The 14,680-nt window shown below is 59.6% G+C and carries 13 protein-coding genes; 8 read left to right on the top strand and 5 right to left on the bottom strand.

Translation table 11 applies throughout. The features are described from left to right. Positions 1-555: 555 nt before the first annotated feature. The 3 genes from rpsT to mutM form a co-directional block, all read right to left on the bottom strand. The gene (gene rpsT / locus FIU92_RS17290) at positions 556-819 is read right to left on the bottom strand and encodes a 30S ribosomal protein S20 (protein WP_152459792.1); all 264 of its coding nucleotides are present in this window, start codon (positions 817-819) and stop codon (positions 556-558) included. A gap of 221 nt (positions 820-1,040) precedes the next feature. Further along, a complete protein-coding gene (locus FIU92_RS17285) occupies positions 1,041-1,817 on the bottom strand; it encodes an enoyl-CoA hydratase (RefSeq protein WP_117870917.1) in 777 nt (258 codons plus the stop codon). Positions 1,818-1,883: 66 nt separating this feature from the next. Then, complete coding sequence (gene mutM / locus FIU92_RS17280; RefSeq protein ID WP_152459791.1) at positions 1,884-2,735, bottom strand: bifunctional DNA-formamidopyrimidine glycosylase/DNA-(apurinic or apyrimidinic site) lyase; 852 nt, start codon at positions 2,733-2,735, stop codon at positions 1,884-1,886. Between the two features lie 86 nt (positions 2,736-2,821). Here mutM and ubiE point away from each other — a divergent pair, with 86 nt between their 5' ends. Further along, positions 2,822-3,574 carry a bifunctional demethylmenaquinone methyltransferase/2-methoxy-6-polyprenyl-1,4-benzoquinol methylase UbiE gene (gene ubiE / locus FIU92_RS17275; protein ID WP_152459790.1) on the top strand — a complete coding sequence of 251 codons (753 nt, stop codon included), beginning with the start codon at positions 2,822-2,824 and terminating at the stop codon, positions 3,572-3,574. A 3-nt stretch (positions 3,575-3,577) separates the two neighbouring features. Then, on the top strand, positions 3,578-5,107 hold the full coding sequence (ubiB, locus tag FIU92_RS17270) for a 2-polyprenylphenol 6-hydroxylase (protein WP_152459789.1): 1,530 nt from the start codon (positions 3,578-3,580) through the stop codon (positions 5,105-5,107). 96 nt (positions 5,108-5,203) lie between these two features. Here the strand turns inward: ubiB and FIU92_RS17265 are convergent, their stop codons facing one another. Beyond that, the gene (locus tag FIU92_RS17265; protein ID WP_152459788.1) at positions 5,204-6,379 is read right to left on the bottom strand and encodes an acetyl-CoA C-acyltransferase family protein; all 1,176 of its coding nucleotides are present in this window, start codon (positions 6,377-6,379) and stop codon (positions 5,204-5,206) included. A gap of 116 nt (positions 6,380-6,495) precedes the next feature. Between FIU92_RS17265 and FIU92_RS17260 the strand changes: the two genes are divergently transcribed. The 6 genes from FIU92_RS17260 to FIU92_RS17235 all read left to right on the top strand — a co-directional run bounded on the left by FIU92_RS17260 (position 6,496) and on the right by FIU92_RS17235 (position 12,132). Beyond that, entirely contained in the window at positions 6,496-7,059 is a 564-nt protein-coding gene (locus FIU92_RS17260; RefSeq protein WP_152459787.1) for a helix-turn-helix domain-containing protein, read from the top strand. A 110-nt stretch (positions 7,060-7,169) separates the two neighbouring features. Beyond that, positions 7,170-8,357, top strand: a complete 1,188-nt coding sequence (locus FIU92_RS17255) for a glycine C-acetyltransferase (protein ID WP_152459786.1) — start codon at positions 7,170-7,172, stop codon at positions 8,355-8,357. Next, positions 8,354-9,304 (top strand): PLP-dependent cysteine synthase family protein, encoded by a 951-nt coding sequence (locus FIU92_RS17250; protein ID WP_152459785.1) that lies wholly within the window; start codon positions 8,354-8,356, stop codon positions 9,302-9,304. The genes FIU92_RS17255 and FIU92_RS17250 overlap by 4 nt, the downstream gene beginning before the upstream one ends. Positions 9,305-9,323: 19 nt before the next feature. After that, entirely contained in the window at positions 9,324-10,352 is a 1,029-nt protein-coding gene (tdh, locus tag FIU92_RS17245) for an L-threonine 3-dehydrogenase (protein ID WP_152459952.1), read from the top strand. Between the two features lie 64 nt (positions 10,353-10,416). Further along, positions 10,417-11,301: a tryptophan 2,3-dioxygenase gene (locus FIU92_RS17240; RefSeq protein ID WP_152459784.1), complete on the top strand. Its 885-nt coding sequence runs from the start codon at positions 10,417-10,419 to the stop codon at positions 11,299-11,301. Positions 11,302-11,304: 3 nt separating this feature from the next. After that, positions 11,305-12,132, top strand: a complete 828-nt coding sequence (locus tag FIU92_RS17235) for an alpha/beta hydrolase (RefSeq protein WP_152459783.1) — start codon at positions 11,305-11,307, stop codon at positions 12,130-12,132. A gap of 68 nt (positions 12,133-12,200) precedes the next feature. On the opposite strand, the gene infB is transcribed toward FIU92_RS17235, so the two are convergent. Beyond that, on the bottom strand, positions 12,201-14,675 hold the full coding sequence (gene infB, locus FIU92_RS17230; protein ID WP_152459782.1) for a translation initiation factor IF-2: 2,475 nt from the start codon (positions 14,673-14,675) through the stop codon (positions 12,201-12,203). Positions 14,676-14,680: the final 5 nt, after the last annotated feature.

The following is a 14,680-nucleotide window of genomic DNA, read 5'->3' as shown; positions in this document are numbered from 1 at the left end:
TAAGCGCCTCACGCATCCCATTCTTATTGGCCTGTCAGCCTTATTCATACGAAGCCGGTTTCCCGGTGTTGTACTCACACGCAATAGGTATCGGTTCGCCAAACCAGTCGGCTTGGCGGGACCATCCCGAAGAGCTCGGCAACCCCAGTTCTGACGCTCAGCAATAACGGAACGTCCCGAAAATCGGGTTGCACGTCGCAATCTCAATTTTTAGACAGGGCCAAGATCACCGGGTTTATTCCGGCTTCCATGGCAGATCGGCAGCCTGGCTCAAGCCAGTCGTCGACAATTGTCCCCAGATCGCTCTGATGCCCGTCAGTTCGATCGGGAAAACAGCCTGTCCCCCCAAGCGAGTGAATCGCTGACATCAGTCGTAGCAATTCCGAGAGGGGCGCGGCAACGAAACTCTGATATTGACTCGGGTCTTTGGGCGAAAGAATCTCTCGGTTTTGTGAAGGCGCGGTTTTCTGGCAACACGAAAAAAGGCGCCGTGATGTGCGACGCCTTTTCAGAATGGTTCAGCCTTTCTGACGTGACCTAGGGTCACCCCAAAGCTTAGCCCAGTGCTTTGACGCGCGAGGACAGGCGCGACATTTTACGGGCAGCAGTGTTCTTGTGGAAAACACCCTTGGTGACGCCGCGCATCAGCTCGGGCTGAGCCGCACGCAGAGCAGCAGTCGCCGCGTCCTTGTCGCCGGATGCGATCGCTTCTTCGACTTTACGCAGATAGGTGCGGATGCGCGAACGACGCGCTTTGTTGATTGCAAAACGCTTTTCGTTCTGACGAGCGCGCTTTTTTGCCTGAGGCGAGTTTGCCATGTGAATCTGACCTTCGTTAGGTACGTTAATCTTGGGTTGCGCGCCACGGACATATCCGCACCGGATCAGAAATCACGAGTGTGAGTCGGGCCAAGCGGGCCGCACGCGCATGTATAACGGGGGTCTTTAGCCAAGTTCAAAGAGATTGCCAAGGTGATTCTTGGAACCATGGCCAAGAATATGGGGCGGGCTTAAAACACCCGCCTCAGAGGTTCCGCGCTTTACTTGTCGCGGAATTGCGCTGTGCGCTTTTCCAGGAACGCGGCCATGCCTTCCTTCTGATCTTCGGTTGCGAACATCGAGTGGAAGACACGACGCTCGAACAACATGCCTTCACTCAGCGGAAGCTCGTAGCTGCGGTTCACCGCTTCTTTCGCGGCCATTGCGGTCAGCTGCGATTTCTCGGCAATCTTCTGTGCTGCGCTCACGGCTTCTTCGATCAGCTTCTTGGCCGGCACCACCCGGCTCACGAGACCCGCACGCTCGGCTTCGTCGGCATCCATGAAACGCCCGGTCAGGTTCATGTCCATCGATTTGGATTTACCCACGAACCGCGTCAGACGCTGACTTCCACCCAGACCGGCAATGACGCCCAGATTGATCTCGGGCTGGCCGAATTTCGCGGTGTCCGCCGCGATGATGAAATCGCACAGCATGGCAAGTTCACATCCACCGCCTAGCGCGTAACCTGCAACGGCCGCAATGATCGGCTTGCGAATTGCGGTCACACGATCATTCGCATCGGCAAAAAGGTTGATGTTGTAGACGTCGACAAAACTCATCTCGGACATTTCCTTGATGTCCGCGCCGGCGGCGAAGGCCTTGTCCGATCCGGTTATCACGATGCAGCGCACCTTGTCGTTGCTGTCCGCATCTTCCAGCGCGGTGCAGAGCTCACCCAGCAACTGGGTGTTCAACGCGTTCAGCGCATCCGGTCGGTTGAGTTTGATAAGTGCGACGTGGTCTTCGATTTCGACGATGATCGTCTCAAAAGCCATGAGGAGAAAGCTTCCGGTTGTTCCGTTCAGGTACGATTCCTTACCACGCGAAAAACTTGGATCAAGCTATCTTTGGCATTGCGCACAATAGAAGGATGAGCGACCGGACTGGGTGATTCTCTTGATCGGCGCTCCGCACCCTTCGGTCCGGCAGGCCTCGCCCTCGCGGCCGTAGACATCAAACTTGTGCTGAAAATATCCAAGTTCTCCATCGGCTTGGCGGAAATCCCGCAGCGAAGACCCACCGGCTTCGATAGCGTCCTGCAACACCTGCCGGATGATCGGAACAAGCGCCGCCACGCGGGGCGCGGAAATCTGTCCGGCTTTGCGACGTGGCGACACTCGGCCGCGATAAAGAGCTTCGCAAACATAGATATTGCCCAGACCGGCAACGATTCCCTGATCCAGCAGGGCGGATTTGACAGGGGTGTTCTTGCCTTTGAACGCCCTGATCAGGTGCTGGTCGTGAAAATCGTTGCCCAAGGGTTCAGGCCCCAGAACCGACAGCAGCTTGTGATCTTCGGCGCTGGACGTTTGCAACAGGTCCATCGCGCCAAACCGGCGGGGATCGTTGAAGGTGATGCGCGCGCCGTTGGCCATATGAAAGACCACATGGTCATGTTTTTGCACGGCGGGATGGTCATGGACGAATTGCCCCAACGGATCACCCGACACCGTCATCCGCCCCGACATACCCAGATGGATCAACAGCGTCTCACCGCTGCTGAGATCCGCCAGAATGTATTTCGACCGCCGCCGCAGCCGCTCCACCCGCTGCCCGGTCAGCCGTTCGGCCATACGTTCGGGGAACGGCCAGCGCAGATCGGGGCGGTTCACATCAGCCCGTTCGATCACGACCCCTTCCATGGCAGGACTCAGGCCGCGTCTTACTGTCTCGACCTCAGGCAATTCGGGCATTACAGGGCTCCTAATTCAAAGGGCCGCATTGTGCCCGCCTCTCTTGGCCCTATAACAGAGGCGAAATTCGACAAACGGCAAGGCAAATGTCCGACAACATCGACAAGACCACTCATTTCGGTTTCGAAACCGTCCCCGAGGCCGAAAAGGCCGGGCGCGTGCAAGGCGTTTTCAACTCGGTTGCCTCGAAATATGACGTGATGAACGACGTCATGTCGATGGGCATCCACCGGGTCTGGAAGGACGCAATGATGGACTGGCTGGCGCCACGCCCCGGCCAGCGGCTGTTGGACGTGGCAGGCGGTACGGGCGACATCTCGTTCAGGTTCCTCAAGCGCGCGGGTCACGGCCACGCCACGGTGCTGGACCTGACCGAGCCGATGCTGATCGAAGGGCGGCAACGTGCCGAGGCAGATCAGATGTCGGACAGCCTGAACTGGGTCGTGGGCGATGCCATGGCCCTGCCCTTCGAAGACAATACATTCGATGTCTACACGATCTCGTTCGGCATTCGGAACGTCACCCGCCCGCAAGAAGCTTTGAACGAGGCTTGCCGCGTGCTGAAACCCGGCGGCCGTCTTATGGTGCTGGAATTCAGCCAGCTGCCCAATGAGGGGCTGCAGAAGCTCTATGACCTTTACAGCTTCAACGTCATCCCGCGCATGGGAAAACTGATCGCCAATGACTATGACAGCTATCAGTACCTGGTCGAATCGATCCGAAAGTTCCCCGATCAGGAGACGTTCCTGAACATGGTTCGCACAGCAGGTTTCGAAAACGCCAAATACCGGAACCTGAGCATGGGTATCGCCGCGCTGCATTCCGGCTGGAAGATCTGACACATGCGTGGTCCCCATAACATCATCCGCCTGATCCGCACAGGCGCCACGCTCGAGCGCACAGGCGCCATGAACGTGGTACTGGATGCGTTCGAAGCCCCGCGCGCCGTTCGCATTCTGGCCCACGCATTGGGCAAACCCTTTCAATGGCTTGGCTACAAAGGCGATCCCGGCATGCCACCGGCCACGCGCGCCCTGACGGCGCTTGGCCCCGCCTATATCAAATTCGGCCAAGTGCTCTCGACCCGCCCTGACGTCGTCGGAAATGAACTGGCCGAGCAACTGCGCGTTCTGCAAGACAAACTGCCCCCTTTCTCCAAAGCCGACGCGATGGCCGAAGTCGAGAAAGAACTGGGTCAGCCGATCTCGGACATGTTCAGCGAATTCAGCGAACCGATTGCCGCAGCCTCGATTGCGCAGGTTCACAAGGCCAAGCTGACAAGCACGGGCGAGGATGTTGCGGTGAAAGTCCTGCGTCCGGGGATCGAACGCGCGTTCCGCAAAGATGTCGATGCGTTCTATTTCGCCGCCCGGATCGTCCAGCTCTTCGCCCCCGGCGCGCGCCGTCTGCGACCGGTGGAGGTGATCGAGCATTTCGACGGTGTCGTGCGCGGCGAACTGGATCTGCGTCTGGAAAGCGCGGCAGCCTCCGAATATGCCGCCAACACCAAGGACGACACCGGCTTCTGGCTGCCCCCCGTTGTATGGTCGCTGTCCGCGCGGCGCGTCATGACGCTCAGCTGGGCGGACGGGATCGCGCTGGGTGACAATGATGCTCTGGATGCCGCAGGTCACAACCGCAATGATCTGGCCGAACGTGTCCTGCGCCTGTTCCTTCTCCATGCCCTGCGCGACGGCTTTTTCCACGCCGACATGCACCAGGGCAACCTGAAGGTGGCCGCGAACGGAGACATCATAGCCTATGATTACGGCATCATGGGGCATATCGATGAATACACGCGCCGGGTCTATGCTGAAATCCTGTTCGGTTTCATCCGCCGCGATTACAAACGCGTGGCCGAGGTGCATTTCGAAGCCGGCTATGTTCCCGCCAACCAGGACGTGGACGAGTTTGCCCGCGCTCTGCGTGCCGTGGGCGAGCCGATCTTCGGCATGGACGCCACGCATATTTCCATGGGGCGGTTGCTGAGCTATCTGTTCGAAGTGACCGAACGGTTCGGGATGGAAACACGTACCGAGCTGATCCTGCTGCAACGCACCATGGTTGTCGTCGAAGGCGTTGCGCGCTCACTCGACCCTCATATGAACATCTGGGAAGTCGCCCGACCCGTGGTCGAAGACTACATCAAACAGTCCATCGGCCCCCGGGCGGCCCTGCGTGATTTTGGGAAAACCGCAATGGTGCTGGCCCGCTTCGGCCCACGTCTGCCGGCACTGGTCGAAAACGCACTGATCGCGCAGACCCAGAAGGACGAACCGCAGACGCCCACCTTTTGGTCCTTTGCTCTGCCCGCCACGATCGGCGCCGCAGCAGGTGCGGCGCTGGTCTTGCTGATCAACGCGCTCAGCTGAACCAACCGCCTGCTTCATCTGGCCACAAATATCCTCGGGGGGAATCGCGCCCTGGCGCGATGGGGGGCAGACAGCCCCCCCCGCACCCCTTCCGGGTCAGAGCCGCTCGATGGCGATGGCAATCCCCTGACCGCCCCCGATGCACATGGTGATCAACCCTTTGGATCCGCCGGTACGTTCCAGCTCGTACAGTGCTTTCAGCGTAATGATCGCACCCGTGGCCCCAACCGGATGCCCCAACGCAATCGCACCGCCGTTGGGGTTCACCTTGTTTGCGTCCAATCCAAGCTCCTGATTCACGGCCAGAGCCTGCGCGGCGAAGGCTTCATTGCTTTCGATCACGTCGAAGTCTTCCGCTGACAGGCCCGTCTTCTTCAACAGGTTTTGCACTGCCGGAACTGGACCGATGCCCATGACTTCCGGCCGCACACCTGCATGCGCATAACCAATCACACGCGCCTTCGGTTTCAAACCGGCCCTTTCGGCCGCATCCGCTGTCGCCAGCACCATCGCCGCCGCGCCGTCATTGATGCCCGAGGCATTGCCGGCCGTCACACGCCCGTCCTTCTTGAACACCGGGCGCAGACCCGCCAACGCTTCGGCGGTCGTCGCCTTTGGATGCTCGTCGACTTTGAAATCGACCATGTCCCGCTTGACCTTGACCTGTACCGGAGTGATCTGACTGTCGAAGTACCCGGCCTCGATCGCCGCTGCCGCACGTGTCTGGCTGTCCAATGCGAACGCATCCATCTGCTCGCGGCTGATCTGATGCTCATCCGCCACGTTTTCGGCCGTCACCCCCATATGTCCGGTGCCGAAGGGGCATTTCAACGCGCCCAGCATCATGTCCAGCGAGGTGACGTCGCCCATCTTTGCACCCCAGCGCGCCTGCGGAACGATATAGGGGCTGCGTGACATGCTCTCTGCTCCGCCTGCCACCGCAAAGTCAGCATCGCCCAGCATCAGGGACTGAACGGCTGACACGATCGCCTGCGCGCCGGATCCGCACAGGCGGTTCACGTTCATGGCCGGCGTACCATTGGGAATGCCCGCCTGCATGGCGGCGACGCGCGACAGATACATGTCACGCGGTTCAGTGTTGATCACATGACCGAACACAACATGCCCGATCTGCGCCCCCTCAACCCCCGATCGCTCAAGCGCCGCTTCGGTCGCGACAGTGGCCAGATCAATCGGCGCGGTTGAAGCCAGCGCACCACCAAAGGTGCCAATTGCGGTGCGGGCACCGTCGAGAATAACGATATCGCTCATGAGCTACTCCTCCTGAATTTCGCTGCATTATGCATGCGCAGAATGGCACTGTCGCCCCAAACGTCCCGTCACGGCGGGAATTGACATTGCGTTGCGCAGCCCCCATGGATTCCGTCATGACGGAAGACACAGACGATATCCTGAACCTCCTGCCTGCCCGCCTGAAAGAGGCACGCCGGGCCAAAGGCCTATCCCTGGAAGCTGTCGCCAATCTCAGCGGTGTGTCCCGGTCCATGGTCAGTCAGATCGAACGCGGCGAAAGCAGCCCGACGATCTCGACCTTGTGGAACCTGACACGCGCCTTGCAAGTGGATTTCGCCGGTCTCTTGGAGGGCACAAAGACCACGGACCAGATCGAGGTACTCAGAAACTCCGAAGTGCCCAGCATCGACAATATGGGGCAGAACTGCCGAATTCGCATCCTGTCACCACCGGAAGAGGCCGGGGGGCATGAAGTCTATGATATCGAATTTGACGAGGACGGGGCCCTGAACAGCCAACCCCACGCCCGCGGTGCCCGTGAACAGCTCACCGTGCTGGAAGGTGCGGTCAAAGTCACTTCAGGCAACGCGGTGTCCGAATTGAACCAGGGAGACACGGCCCGATACGCCGCCGACATTGCGCATTCCATCTGTGCCCAAGGGCCAGCCCGGGTATTTCTGATCGTAAAAAACGCCTGACATCCGCGAAATTCCGCCTTCACGGATATTTTTCCTTCATATTGAATTTCCCCTATTTGGGAATTTCATCCGCTATGTTAGATGTGCGACTCAGTTGAACGGAGGTCGCCATGGCAGATGCATTCCTGTCCCATATCACGGACACACTTGCGCAGATCGAATCTGAGGGTCTTTACAAACGCGAACGAATGATCACCTCGCCTCAGGGCGGTGAGATCACTGTGGGCGGCAAGCAGGTGATCAACCTCTGTGCCAACAACTATCTGGGTCTGGCGGATCACCCGGCGCTGATCGAGGCCGCAACACAAGCGATGGGACCCAAAGGATTCGGCATGGCGTCGGTTCGGTTCATCTGTGGTACGCAAGACATTCACCGCGAACTGGAACAACGTCTTGCCAATTTCCTGAACAAGGACGACTCCATCCTTTTTGCCGCCTGTTTCGACGCCAATGGCGGGCTGTTTGAACCTCTGCTGGGACCGGAAGACGCCATCATTTCAGACAGCCTGAACCACGCCTCGATCATCGACGGCGTGCGGCTGTGCAAGGCCAAGCGCTATCGCTACATGAACAATGACATGAACGACCTCGAAGCCTGGCTGAAACAGGCGCGCGAGGACGGGGCACGGCATATCATGATCGCCACCGATGGCGTGTTCTCGATGGACGGCTATCTGGCCAACCTGCCGAAAATCAGGGAACTGGCCGATAAATACGATGCAATTGTCATGGTGGACGATTGCCATGCGACCGGCTTCATGGGGCCGAACGGGGCTGGCACACCCGATCATTTCGGCGTCGATGTGGATATTCTGACGGGAACCTTGGGCAAGGCACTCGGGGGGGCAATCGGCGGCTATATCGCCGGGCCGCAGCCAGTGATCGACCTGCTGCGGCAGCGGGCGCGGCCCTATCTGTTCTCAAACTCGCTGCCGCCCTCGATCGTCGCTGCAGGGTTGGAAGCGATCCGCCTGGTCGAAGAAGGCGACATGCTGCGCGCGCAACTGTTTGGAAACGCCAAGTATTGGCGCGCTGGGCTGGAAAAGCTTGGCTTTGACCTGCTGCCCGGGGAACACCCGATCATCCCGGTGATGCTGGGTGAGGCGACGCTGGCACAAGACATGGCGTCACGGCTGTTCGACGAAGGCGTCTATGTTTCGGGCTTCTTCTTTCCGGTCGTCCCACGCGGGCAAGCGCGGATCAGAACGCAGATGAATGCGGCTCTGACCAGGGATGAACTGGACCGCGCCCTGTCCGCATTTGGCAAGGTCGGCAAAGAGCTGGGGGTCATCAAATGATCCTTCCATCGGTCATCGATGTGATCGGCGACACCCCCATGGTCGAACTGTCGCGCGTGTGTGCCCAGCAGAAGCTGAGCGGGCGTATCATCGCCAAGCTTGACTATTTGCTGCCGGGATTTTCGAAAAAGGACCGCGCGGCGAAGTCCATCATCGAAACGGCGCGCGCAGACGGGACTTTGTCACCGGGGCAGACGGTGGTCGAGCTGACCTCAGGCAACATGGGCACCGGCCTGGCGATTGTCTGCGGCATTCTGGGGCACCCGTTCGTGGCAGTCATGAGCGCGGGGAACTCGGTCGAACGCGCACGTATGATGCGGGCCCTGGGGGCCGAAGTTGTCATCGTGCCCCAGGCCCTCGGCAGCAAACCCGGCGAAGTCTCTGGGGCCGATCTTGAACTGGTCGATGTCAAGGCGAAGCGCATCACAGTTGAACGCAACGCATTTCGTGCGGATCAATTTGGCCATTCGGGAAACCCTAAAGCCCACGAAACCGGGACCGGGCCCGAGATCTGGGCGGAATCCGAAGGCACCGTCACGGCATTCTGCGACTTTGCAGGATCGGGCGGAACGCTGGCCGGAGCGGCAGAGTATCTGAACCGGCACGGCGTGCGATGCTATGCCGTGGAACCTGCGGGCGCGCGCGCTTTGGCCGGTGAGCCGGTTTCGACCCCGGACCATCCCATTCAGGGCGGCGGTTACGCCATGGATGATCTGGTGCATTTGAAGGATAGCCAATTGGCCGGACACCTTGCTGTTTCGGGGAAGGCCGCGCGGGACTGCGCCCGGCTTCTGGCCCGGACCGAGGGGATATTCGCCGGCTATTCGGCAGGCGCGAATCTTGCTGCGGCGATTGAACTGCTGCGCGGCCCCGAAGAAGGCGGCTGCGTCGCCATCGTCATCTGTGACAGCGGCCTGAAATACCTGTCGACCGATTTGTGGGAGTAAACATATGCGACCCAACACAATGAAATCACTGGAAAAATCCAAACCCGAAGAAGGGTTGTGGATGGTGCAGGCCCCGATCCCCGAAATTGGCCCCGATGATGTGCTGATCCGCATCAACAAGACGGGTATCTGCGGCACCGACATCCATATCTGGAACTGGGATGAATGGGCGTCTCATACCGTGCCGGTTCCGATGATCACTGGCCATGAGTTTGCCGGAGAGATCGTCGAGATCGGGCGCAACGTGACAGGGCTTGAAATCGGCCAGCGATGCTCGGGCGAGGGCCATCTGATCACCACCGACAGCCGTCAGAGCCGCGCCGGAAAGTTTCACCTGGATCCGGGAACCCGGGGCATTGGAGTGAACGAACAGGGCGCATTTGCCGAATACCTGAAACTGCCTGCCTTCAACGTGGTTCCCTTGCCCGACGACATACCGGATGAGATCGGGGCCATCCTCGATCCGCTGGGCAATGCGGTGCATACTGCCCTCAGCTTTGATTTGCTGGGCGAGGACGTTCTGATCACGGGTGCGGGCCCCATCGGCATCATGGCCGCTGCCGTCGCTCGTCACGCGGGTGCACGTAACGTGGTCATCACCGACATCAACGCAGACCGATTGAAACTGGCCGAACATGTGGTTCCCTCGGTGCGGACTGTCGATGTATCCACCGAGGACTTGCAGGACGTCATCGCCGAGCTTGGGATGAAAGAAGGATTCGATGTCGGGCTTGAAATGTCCGGCTCGCAAGCCGCCCTGGACCAGATGGTCGAAGCGTTGGTGATGGGTGGAAAGATCGCGTTGCTGGGGATTCCACCGGGCAAATCTCCGGTTGACTGGTCGCGCATCGTGTTCAAGGCGATCACGATCAAGGGGGTTTATGGGCGTGAGATGTTCGAGACGTGGTACAAGATGATCGCCATGCTGCAAAACGGTCTGGATGTGTCCCGCGTGATCACGCATCGCTTTGCGGTTGATGATTTCGCCAAAGGTTTTTCCGCGATGAAATCAGGCCTGTCCGGCAAGGTTGTTCTGGACTGGACCTAACGCGCTGGAAAGTTGCAAGTTCAGCCCCTAGACAGGTGCAGAACTTGCACAAGGGAGGCATGAGATGGGCGAGAACAAAGACGATCGTCTGTTGCAACGGGGGGTCGAAGACACCCTAGTCACTGATTTCGCCGAAACGCACCGCAAAAGCTATGGCGACTTCCTGCAACTGAAGACGCTGCTGAACCTGCAAAAAACCTTTCAGGACCCCGCACAACCTGACGAGATGCTGTTCATCATCATTCATCAGGTCAGTGAGCTGTGGCTGAAACTGATGCATCACCAACTGGTCGAGGTGCGTCGGTTCCTGCAACAAGATGAATTCGGACCCGCCATGAAAAACCTCGACCGCATCAAGGCCATTCAACGGCAATTGATTGCGGCCTGGGAAACCCTGCTGACCATGACGCCGGCCGACTATATGACGTTTCGGCAGGCCCTCGGCAACTCTTCCGGGTTTCAAAGCTATGGGTACAGGCAGATCGAGTTCATTCTGGGCAACAAGGATGCCTCGACCCTGAAAGTGCACGAGCATGACCCCGAGGTGATGGAGATGCTGAACGCCGCCCTGACCAAACCGTCCCTGTATGACGAAGTGTTGCACATGCTGGCCCGACAGGGGTTCGACGTTCCAAGGGATTTGATCGAGCGGGACTACTCTGAACCCTATTCTGGTGATCCGCGCGTGGTTCAGATCTGGGTCGACGTGTTCCGCAACACGGACAAGTATTGGGATCTGTATGCGCTGGCCGAAAAACTCATGGATGTGGAAAGCCTGTTTCAACGCTGGCGCTTTGACCACGCCACGGCGGTTGAACGTGTGATCGGAATGCAACCCGGTACCGGAGGTTCCAGCGGCGTGGCTTTCTTGCGAAAAGCACTTGAGTTGCGGTTCTTCCATGACCTCTATGATGTGCGGACGGAATTGATGTACAGCGGGCAGGGCTGAGCCATGCTGTATCGCGGATTTTCACAAGCCGAACTGGAGCGGGAGTACTCTCCCAGTTCGATGATCGGTGGCGACCTGACCCCTTATCTGGCCAGCTATCAAACGCTGAGTGCGCAAGCCCGTGCCGAGCTGCCCGTTCAGGCCAACCTGGCCTATGCCGACGCCCCGGCCCAGGTGCTGGATTTCTTTCCCGCGAAGGGGGCCGGCGCCCCGTTGCATGTCTTTATTCACGGTGGGTATTGGCAGGATCTCAGCCAGCGCGAATCGGCCATGATGGCCCCGGCGCTGATCGAAGCCGAGCAATCCTTTGCCACCTTGAACTACACGCTTGCTCCGGATGCGCGGCTGGATCAAATGGTCGACGAATGCCGCGACGCCCTTCTGTGGCTTGCGTCACAGGCCGAGGCACTGGGATTCGACCCGACGCGGATCACCTTGTCAGGGCACAGTGCCGGCGCTCATCTGGCTAGCATGGTCATGGCGACCTCGGCCGGCGCATTGGCCCGCGCCGGGCTGCGTGTGCGTGACGTGCTTCTGATCAGCGGTGTATATGATCTGGAACCCATCAGTTTGACATCCGTGAATGATCCGCTGCACCTGACCCCGGTCGAAGTGAACGATCTGTCCCCGATCCGCAACCTGCCCCCACCGGGCCCCCGCTATCATGTTTCAGTGGGGGAACGGGACACCGGCGAATTCATTCGTCAAAGCCGCGACTATGCGGAACGGCTGCGCAAGGCCGGGCACTCGGTCAGCTTTGCCTTGAAACACGGAATGCACCATTTCGACATCATCCTGCATTCCGGGACATTCCAGCCCGACACGCAATGAGGCATTTTTCAAACAAAAACAGCGGCCCGATCGGTGCCGCTGTTTTTTTGTGTCCGTCCCGCTTGGGATCAATCCAGGGTGCGGGTAACTTCTTCGCGCTCGAAAATCTCGATCACGTCGCCCTGGCGGATATCGTCGTAGTTCTCGAACGCCATACCACATTCCTGACCCGACTGGACCTCGGCCACTTCGTCTTTGAAGCGCTTCAGGGTCTTCAGCGTGCCTTCGTGGATCACTACGTTGTCGCGCAGCAGGCGAACGCCTGCCGAACGGCGGGCAACACCTTCGGTCACCAGACACCCGGCAACCTTGCCGACACCGGTAACCTTGAAGACTTCGCGGATTTCGGCATAGCCGATGAACTTTTCGCGGATCTCGGCGCTCAGCAGGCCGGACGCGGCCGCTTTCACGTCGTCGACTAGGTCATAGATCACCGAGTAGTAGCGGATCTCGACACCCTTTTGGTTCGCCGTGTTCCGCGCCGATGCGTTGGCACGGACGTTGAAGCCAAAGACCGGCGCGCCGGAGGCTTCCGCCAGACCAACATCCGTCTCGGTGATCGCACCCACGCCCGAGTGCAGCACGCGCACGCGCACTTCGTCGTTGCCGATCTTTTCCATCGCCTGAACGATAGCTTCGGCAGAACCCTGCACATCGGCTTTGACGAGAATCGGCAGCTCGGCCACGTTCTCGTCTTCCTTGGCCTTCTGCATCAGCTGTTCAAGGGTGGTCGCGGCACCTGCCGCGGCGCGTTTGTCCTTGGCGGCCTGTTCGCGATAAGCGGCGATTTCACGGGCCTGCGCTTCGGTCTCGGTCACGTTCAGAACGTCGCCCGCTTCGGGCGTACCGTTCAGGCCCAGAACCTCGACCGGAACCGAGGGGCCAGCTTCCTTGACGCGCTCACCCTTGTCATTGATCAGCGCACGGACCTTACCGTACTGCTCACCTACAACGAAGATATCGCCCTGACGCAGCGTGCCGTTCTGAACCAGAACCGTGGCAACCGGGCCACGACCCACGTCCAGCTGCGCCTCGATCACGGCACCTTGGGCGGCGCGGTTCGGGTTTGCTTTCAGTTCCAGAATCTCGGCCTGAAGCGCGATGGCTTCCAGCAATTCGTCCAGACCCTGACCCGTGATTGCGGACACTTCGACATCCTGGACGTCACCGGACATTTTCTCAACGATCACTTCGTGCTGCAGCAGATCGGTGCGCACCTTGTCCGGGTTTGCATCCGGCTTGTCGACCTTGTTGATTGCCACGATCATCGGCACTTCGGCCGCTTTTGCGTGGTTGATCGCTTCGATCGTCTGCGGCATCACCGCGTCGTCAGCCGCGACGACCAGAACCACGATATCCGTAACCTGAGCGCCGCGCGAGCGCATCGACGTAAACGCCGCGTGGCCCGGAGTGTCGAGGAAGGTCAGCGTGGTGCCGCCATCGGTTTTCACCTGATACGCGCCGATATGTTGGGTGATGCCACCGGCCTCACCCGCCACAACGCGCGCGTCGCGGATTGCGTCCAACAGCGAGGTCTTGCCGTGGTCAACGTGACCCATGATGGTGATGACCGGCGGACGCGGCTGCAGATCGTCTTCGCTGTCTTCGACCTCTTTGATGACGTCTTCAACATCCGAATCGGATACGCGAGTGACCTTGTGGCCAAATTCTTCGATGATCAGTTCCGCGGTGTCTGCGTCGATGGTCTGGTTCTGCGTGACCATCATGCCCATCTGCATCAGCGATTTGACCACGTCAGCCACACGCTCGGCCATACGGTTGGCCAGTTCCGAGACCATGATCGCCTCGGGCAGCTGTACGTCGCGGATCACCTTTTCCCGTTCAACGGCACCGCCCATGGCTTTCTGACGCGCACGCTCCTGCTTGCGCTTCATCGCGGCCATCGAGCGCTGACGGTTGCCTTCGCCACCGGTCGCCTGACCCAGAGTCAGCTTGCCCGAACGGCGGTTGTCGTCACGACCCTTGCCACGGCCACGCTGCTCACGTTCGCGATCCTGTTTGCGCGGTGTGGCTGCCGGCGCAGGTTTGCTGGCCGGGGCGCGAGCCGCTTTGGGCTCTTCCGGTGCGGGCGCGGCAGCGGCGCGTTTGGCAGCTTCTTCCGCCTCTTTGCGCTTGCGTTCTTCTTCCTCAGCCTTCTGACGCGCACGCTCTTCGGCTTCGCGCTGTTCGCGTTCTTTGGCTTCCTGTTCCGCACGGCGGCGTGCGCGCTCTTCTTCGCGCGCCTTTTCAGCAGCCTCGCGCGCTGCGGCCTCTTCGGCTTCGCGTGCCTTGGCCGCTTGCAACGCCTTCATGCGGCGCGCCATTTCCGCATCGGAAATGCCCGCAGGACGACGCGACGGATCACCCGAAGGTGCAGCACCGCCACCCGGCTTTGCTGCGCCCGGCTTGGGAACCACCACGCGTTTGCGTTTGGTTTCCACCACGACATTCTTGGTGCGTCCGTGGCTGAAACTCTGTTTCACATTTCCGGGGCGTGCCCCGCCACGAAGACCCAATGTCTTTTTGCCGTCATTATCGCTCATAAAGC

Source organism: Ruegeria sp. THAF33 (assembly GCF_009363615.1).
Lineage (GTDB): Bacteria > Pseudomonadota > Alphaproteobacteria > Rhodobacterales > Rhodobacteraceae > Ruegeria.
Note: the sequence above shows the minus strand (reverse complement) of the source record. Positions and strands in the feature narration are given on the sequence as shown.